Origin of the sequence: Spirosoma profusum, assembly GCF_014699005.1 — a bacterium.
GTDB classification, from domain to species: Bacteria; Bacteroidota; Bacteroidia; order Cytophagales; family Spirosomataceae; genus Spirosoma; species Spirosoma profusum.
On the sequence record NZ_JACWZY010000041.1, the window covers coordinates 44,635 to 52,107 of the forward strand.

Annotated in this window: 6 protein-coding genes; 1 reads left to right on the plus strand and 5 read right to left on the minus strand. The window is 48.5% G+C overall.

Translation table 11 applies throughout. The features are described 5' to 3' along the window. Positions 1-27: 27 nt before the first annotated feature. The 4 genes from IC229_RS30480 to IC229_RS30495 form a co-directional block, all read right to left on the minus strand. A complete protein-coding gene (locus IC229_RS30480) occupies positions 28-3,195 on the minus strand; it encodes a PVC-type heme-binding CxxCH protein (protein WP_190892016.1) in 3,168 nt (1,055 codons plus the stop codon). Between the two features lie 14 nt (positions 3,196-3,209). Then, positions 3,210-4,115, minus strand: a complete 906-nt coding sequence (locus tag IC229_RS30485) for a ThuA domain-containing protein (RefSeq protein WP_190892017.1) — start codon at positions 4,113-4,115, stop codon at positions 3,210-3,212. A gap of 196 nt (positions 4,116-4,311) precedes the next feature. Then, a complete protein-coding gene (locus IC229_RS30490) occupies positions 4,312-5,376 on the minus strand; it encodes an NAD(P)H-dependent flavin oxidoreductase (RefSeq protein ID WP_190892019.1) in 1,065 nt (354 codons plus the stop codon). A 133-nt stretch (positions 5,377-5,509) separates the two neighbouring features. Next, positions 5,510-6,175, minus strand: coding sequence for an SGNH/GDSL hydrolase family protein (locus IC229_RS30495; RefSeq protein WP_190892021.1), 666 nt, complete (start codon positions 6,173-6,175; stop codon positions 5,510-5,512). A 203-nt stretch (positions 6,176-6,378) separates the two neighbouring features. Here IC229_RS30495 and IC229_RS30500 point away from each other — a divergent pair, with 203 nt between their 5' ends. Then, positions 6,379-6,663, plus strand: coding sequence for a hypothetical protein (locus IC229_RS30500; protein ID WP_190892022.1), 285 nt, complete (start codon positions 6,379-6,381; stop codon positions 6,661-6,663). A 263-nt stretch (positions 6,664-6,926) separates the two neighbouring features. Here the strand turns inward: IC229_RS30500 and IC229_RS30505 are convergent, their stop codons facing one another. Next, positions 6,927-7,388, minus strand: coding sequence for a transposase (locus tag IC229_RS30505; protein ID WP_190892034.1), 462 nt, complete (start codon positions 7,386-7,388; stop codon positions 6,927-6,929). Positions 7,389-7,473 lie beyond the last annotated feature (85 nt).

Below are 7,473 nucleotides of genomic sequence, written 5' to 3' on the forward strand. Positions count from 1 at the left end.
AGTATACTACGTATCAGGTGATACGTATCATTTTTCCATCGGGTGTTCTTTCAGTAATTGTTCAGGTGAATAGAAATCCTTTTTCTGTCCGGTAGAAGCCCGTACTTTTTTCACTTGCTCAGGTGTAATTGCCGGTGCCTGATTCCCGAATGAATTGCGGACGTAGGTTAGCACGGCTGCCAGTTCGTTGTCTTTCAGCAAACCACCAAACGGTGTCATTGGAACCTGGCCGGGATATTTCTGACCACCGACCTCAATCGGACCAAGCATGCCTTTCAGAGCCAGTTTGATGAGTCGTTCTTCATTGCCTGTCACCCACTTCGTACCAGAGAGAGGTGGGAAGCCAGACGCAGCCAGCCCTTTTCCATCGGCCTGGTGGCAGGTTATACAGTAGCCTTCCTTCGCGAAAATTTCCCGGCCTGCCGTGTATAAATCCAGCTCTGCCCCTTTCAGGCTCGACGTAACAGTTACCTCTTTTTTCTTCTGAACTAGCCTGTCATTCAGGTGTGCTACGGCGGTTTCATGTGCGTTGACCATCCAGTCATCCATTGGTTTTTTAGCGGCTTCAGCCAGGATTGGCAATCCCTTTGCTTTTCCAATCCAGGAAGCCGCGACGATGGCAGCCAGCCGAACCCGGCTATTCTCGTCACGAGCCGCCTGCATAAGCAAATCGGCCTGATCGGCTACCTGATGCCCCGTATAGCGTACCACCTGAACAGCAGCCGCCCGTGCATGGTAATCCCTGGCTTTCAGCATCTGACGTAGCAGTTTCTGGTCTACCTTGTCCATTCCCCAGCTAACCCAGAGCGCTTCCAGCATGTGATGTTCATAACGAGGGTCGTTTTTATCCAGTTTCGCGACCCAGGGGCCAATTTTGGCTAACACCTCATTCGCATCCCGGCCACGCAATTCGCGTCGGGTGCGGTAGCGGGTTCGGTATTCGGGTAATTTCAGATTATCGAGCAATTCGTCGATACTCGCTCCGTCGATTTTGGCGGGCTTTACTAGCGGACGGGATGGATACGTAATGCGGTAGATACGTCCGTGGGAGTGGTCACGTAGCGGGTCGCGGGCGTTGTGCTGCATGTGCCCAATCAGAATGTTGTGCCAGTCGATCAGATAGAGCGAGCCATCAGGAGCAAATTCCATATCGACCGGACGGAAATTGCGGTCTTCGCTTACGACCAAATCCTGCCGGTGTTTGCTTTTGTAACCAGTGCCTTCGTCAACCATCGTGTGTTCCTTCATTCCCAGAAAACCAATGGTATTGTTGATCAGCAAATCGCTCTGAATTTCGTCGGGAAAGTGACGGCTGGAAACGAATTCAAGCCCGGACGTCGGACGTACCCGGTGCGCTTCTTCGATCAATTGAACCGATTTGTGCGTGGCTTCGCCGTAACGTGGTAATACACTTCCCGGCATCATCCAACGCACATCGGGGCTTGACGTTTCGGCAAAGAACGGCTGACCCCAATCGTCGAAAGCGATTCCCCACGGATTCGGAATGGAAAGCTGGGCAGTACGTTCAAGTTTCTTAAGCTGAGGAGCATAGCGGTAAAAACCGCCGTTTGTTGCCCGAACCGGCCCGTACGACGTCTCTACGTTAGTATGCAGGAAAACGCCCTCACCCGAATAAATAGCTCCAGATGGGTCGACGCAGAAGGCATGGCTGTTGTGGTGGGTATCGTGATCGTCGTAACCGCTCAACAGAATTTCTACCTTGTCGGCTTTGTCGTCGCCGTTCGTATCAGTAAACAGCTTTAAGTTTGTTCCCTGTGATACGTAGACACCTTCTTTCGCAATTTCGAAACCCAGCGGCAGGTGCAGTTTATCGACATAAACGCTTTGTTTATCGGCTTTACCGTCGTTGTTGGTATCTTCGAAAATCAGGATTTTGTCGTTGGGTTTGGCATCGCCGGGTTTGTAGTGCGGATAACTGGGCATCACCGCCACCCACAATCGGCCTTTGTTATCAAACGACATCTGCATCGGTTTGGCCAGATCTGGAAATTGCTGCTCGTCGGCAAACAACTCGATTTTATAACCTTCCGGCACTTTCAGTTTAGCCAGGGCTTCCTGTCCGGTCAAGTATGTCAGGCTGCCGTTTTTCTCTGGGTTGTAATTGGTTTTTACGGCTGGCAGAATCTTCGTTTTTTCGTCGGCAGTCGCTACGTCCATTTTTTCGCCTTTGGAAGCCGCCAGCCAGATGGCCTTATCGCGAATGGCAGTCATCTGACGGATTTTCTCAATTTCAGCCGGATAGTTATCTGGTCCGAACGGGTTGTAGCGACGACCATAAACGTGTACGCCGTTCGGAATTTTGAAATCGTTATGCCACATCCAGTTTTTCTCCATAACGGCATCATGAACCAGTTTCCGATTGGATTCCGCTTTGGAAGGTGTTTTCCCGAAAACCTGGTCAACGAGCAACAAACCCAGTTTTTTATACCCTTCTTCGGTCAGTTGCGAACCGTCGATTGTCAAGTCGGCCTGACTGTCGGTATACCATTGTTTTGAGGGCGTAAACGCATCGATAAACAAAACCTTATTCTGTTCACAAACCTCCTGCATGGCTTTAGTGTACATCGCCAGATTCTCGTTTTCCTTTTTGCCGTTGGGCAAATCGAACTTAGCCGACAAATCTTCGAACGCGATGGGCGACACAATAGCCAGTTGGGGAGCCGACGTACCGTTGTAGTTCTGCTTCAGCGTCCATTTGATAAAAGCATCCAGTTCGGCTTTGTAGTTGTCCAGTTTTTCTTTACCCTGAAACGATTCGTTGTAGCCAAAAAACGCGATGATGATATCGGTTTTCAGGCGAGTCAGCCATTGGTCAGGTGTTTCGAAATGCCCTTCGCTATCCGAATTTGTTGCGTATTCGGTCTGAAATTTTTCGGCACCTGGAAATGCCCAGGGCGTAAACCGGGACGCGTGTGGCCGGAAGCCAGGCGTATCGCCCCCGTCGCACATGTTACGTATGAACAGTGAATCGGTGGGGTAACGTAGCTGCATCTCGGTTTCGAACGTACCGAAATTCATCATTCTCGACCCAAGATTGTTGCCGAGTAAAACGATACGTGCTTCCTTTTTGATACTGAGCGCCGGAGGACCAGCCAGAAAAGCGCTGAAGGCAAAAAAGGCCAGCACAACGACACCTAATAGGCCGACAATGCTGAGGAGCCTCGATTTATTCATATTGATTATCAGGATTATTTAGGATGGCCGTACGGTACGTTGATGTCGAGTTTACCTTTCCATTTCTTCGGAATGGGTTTGCCAGCCGCCCAGTGAATGGCGTTGATCACCAGATGCTGAAACGACTCAATCTGAAAATCTTCCGGGTGTCCCATCGTGGTCATGAACGCTTTGCCGCCCCACTGATTCTGCCACGTCCAGGCCACTGGATTTTCGATGGCTTCTTTGTCCGGGTCGACCGCTTTCCCCATTAGCAGATACGTAGCACCTTTGGCCGGGTAATCGGGTTTGACCCGATACAGCCAGGACGCTACGTGAAAAGAAGGCGCTACGCCCGTTAGTATCGGGTTTTTAGCGGCTTCGGGGATAATCGTTACGTCTGTTGTGCTCTTATGACCGTAGTGCGTATGTTTAGCTGCACCACCCCAACCCGGCGGGCTACCAAAGGCAAATTCGCCGAAGGCATTCCAACGTTTACGGTCGTCGCCGTCGGGATAGTTAAAGGCGTGGGTGGTGGTACGGAATCCAATGACAGGTTTGCCCGATTTCAAGTATTCATCGATAAAATTTAATTGTTCCTGCGGGAGCAGACGCCAGCGGAGGAAGAACACGGCCAGATCAGCTTCACGTAGCGATTCCAGTCCGGGAATGTCTTTTTCGCCATTATAGTCGGGTACGGATTTCAGGACTTTTGTCCGCATACCGTAATTTTTTTCCAGTTCGGCCGCAATTAAGGGAAGTGTGAGTTCACCGCTGTACTCATGATCGCCCGTAACAAACACTACGTACGGTTTATCAGCTTTGGCGGTGAGCGTTTCCAGACGATTGGCGAGGGTTTCGTTTTGGGTCAGACCAAGCAGGCTGGATAAGCCCAGCAAACCAGAGGTCTGTTGCAAAAAAGCTCTGCGTTTGGTTTTCATGGATTGTCGGTTTAGGATTTTCGGAGCATTGCGGCCATAATTTCTGGCGCATTTTACCAATAAATCAGGCTTACTATTCAGGTCTTATGACAAGGCTATTCGCAGTTGAATTTACCCATAACTTTATGGATTAGCCCGCATTAGCCAAAAAAGCGTATAAGTCGGCTAATATAATGGTACTACAGGACGACAGCGACTAAACTGAGCGCTTAAGTTTTTCGACCAGTGATAAGAAGATATCGCCTGACTTACCTCGCTGGCTACGGTAAGCTGCTTGACCCGCCCAGAGAGAAATAAAGTCGCGCAGATTATGTTGCTGACCATAAGTACGCATGGCGGCTGTCAGAATATTCTGATACGTATAATAAGGAATTGTTACGTTCGACTGCTCAATACGTTCCATAAAACCATTTTTGATACCTCTTGCCCAACGGCCTGAAAATGCTCTTGTTAAGGCTGTCGACGTATCATGAGCCGTAAGTACAGCTTCTTTATACGTATCACTGGCTGCACTTTCATCGCTGGTAATGAACATACTACCAAGCTGAACCCCCAAAGCGCCCAGCAGGAAAGCAGCATTTATAGTTCGATCATCATACAGCCCTCCGGCGGCAATAACGGGCGGAGAAACCGCATCGACCACTTGTGGAAGCAGGGACATAAGGCCAACCTGTGGCAAGTCTTCATCAGTCAAAAAGCTGCCCCGATGCCCACCCGCTTCAATTCCCTGCGCAACAATGGCATCGACACCTAAATCGGCGAGAACTTTTGCCTCGCGTACACTGGTAGCTGTGCCAATCAGCTTAGTGCCCCGACTCTTGAATTGGCTAACTACATCCGGCTCCAACGTACCAAAGGTGAAGCTGATGATTTCCACCTGTTCATCAATCAACACTTCCACTTGATCCAGATAGCTATAGAACGTAAAGTCTGCCAGCAATTTGTGTTCAAAGGGTAGGCCAAGTTCGTCATAAATTGACTTCAGTAGCTGTTGCATGGCATCCAATTGAACCTGATCAACTGGACCGGTGGTTGAATGAGTAAACAGATTGACCGAAAAAGGTCTGTTGGTTCCGCTCTTCGTCTGACGAATCAGCTCGATTGTCTTTTGGGGCGATAAACCACCGACCGGCAACGATCCCAGTCCACCTACATTAGCGATGGCGGCCACCATAGCGGGTGTAGTCACCCCTAGCATGGGCGCCTGAATGATGGGATAATCAATTTCTAAAAGCTGGGTTAATGAATTGGAAGAAAGCATAGGTCCAGTATTAAAAGTCAATCGTTTGCAACTTACATCCAGACAACGTATTGCTCAAAAAGGAAGCGTATTGAAAAACAAATGCTGACCGAATCTATCAGTCAGCATTTGTTTTCAGGAACGTATTGCTCGTTTATTTTCCGGCCGTCAATACGTTTTTCATTTGTTCGGCAACGTATTGATTTCCAGCGTCGTTCAGGTGAACGCGGTCAGTAGTTAGAATACCCCGGTCTTTGTTCTCGGCATTGCTTTTGAGGTTATAGTCCTGAAATGCCTTACGCAGGTCGATGAGTGGTACGTTATATTTTTTGGAGATGTCGCGGATAAACTGGCTATACTGGTTGAGGTCGCCGTCCTGCTGATTGGTCATATCGGTTTTCTCGCCGATGGCCGCTGGCGTACACAGCGCCACTTTAATATTAGCCGCCTGAAGTTTCTTGACAACCGCTTCGTAAAACTTCACAAACTTATCAGGATCAGTACCCGTGCCCGACGTAGCCTTGTGCCATACGTCGTTCACACCCACCCAGATAACGACCATATCGGGTTTCTGCGCCATCACATCGTCGTCCATACGCAGGAACAGATCATAGATTTTATTTCCCCCAATGCCGGCCCCGATTAATTCGTACTGATCGGCAGGGAGCATGGTTTTCAGTCGGTCAATGTAGCCGCCGGGCTTAACGCCAGCCTGGGTGATAGAATCCCCGAAAAAGATGATACGGGTGGGTTTTGCAGCTGTCATAGCCAGTAAACCAACGGCCAGAAACGCAATAAAAAGTCGGACAAATGTTTTCATAGTCAGCAAAGGCGTACCTCGCTTAAATTTACCTGATCCATTTGCCCTAAACGTGCTACTGTTTACTCAAAAGGTCGATTCTTATTCAGCAATTATCTCGTAGCTGGATGGTTCAGAGTTTAAACGCCAGTCTGAGTACAGGGAAGGTATTCACGTTATACACCAGAGGAGGCAGTTCGAACTTACTCGACTATTCAAAGCAAATGCTAAATCTCACCAATACGGGTAAATATGAATTCATTGGACCAACAGGAATCGACAAAAAAAGTAAAGGAAAATGGTCGTTAGCCATTAACAATACCCAGTTGATTTTAACAGACAGCAGTAATCCATTAGCCTCAATGACATTTACGTTAGATTCCTTTAGCGCGGCTGGTTTGTATGTAACTCATCATGCCAAAGAAACGCTCATACTCCAATCTGCTGGTATAGATAGTCAGGGAGCGAATCAGGTTGATTATGCATTTAATTACGTACCAGCTAAATGAATTAATCTGGCGATACGCATCGGTTGAGGAGTTTATCCGACGTAGTTCTCTACGTCAAAGCCAACCGGCACCTGACGCAGAAGCAATAGTCCTTTTTATTAGCATAAATATTAGGTACCGTTTAATAAACTTTGGGTCGAAACGTTATATAGGGAACAGGCATAATTTTATGGGTAATTTGAAATGGTATCCCTATGGGATGCCATTTTTTGTTTTTACTTATCGAAATCGTACGTGTAAGCTCAGAAACTGTCTGAAAATAGTTAGTTGAGCCTTCTGAGCATCATAGGTAACATCGAAACATAGATGGCCGACTCACTGTTGCGGGTCAGTTTTTCATAGTCCTTGCCCAATCGACGGTTAAAACTTAGCCAGGCAAAACTGCGCTCCACCACCCACCGACGGGGTAATAAGACAAACCCTTTTTTGTCGTCGCTCCGCTTGACGACCTGCCAGAGCCAGCCGGTTAATCGAGCCACCCAATCATAAAGCTCGTCCCCCTGATAGCCTGCATCGACCCACACTAACTCGATACGGCCACAGAGCTCTTTTAGCCAGTAGGTGGCCCAAATCTTGTTGAGCAAAGCTTGGGCACCCGTCTTTTCAGCCGTGTTTGCTGCCACTACTTTCACCGCTAACAACAACCCAAGCGTGTCCACCAAGATGAAACGCTTCCGCCCTTTGACCCACTTGCCGCCATCTAAACCCCGCGCTTCGCCACCGATTTGCGTCGTCTTAAGGGGTTAAGCAAATATTTTAGTGTATTTTAGAGGACCTTTCATCTCCTCTGCCATGCTCAAAATTACACTC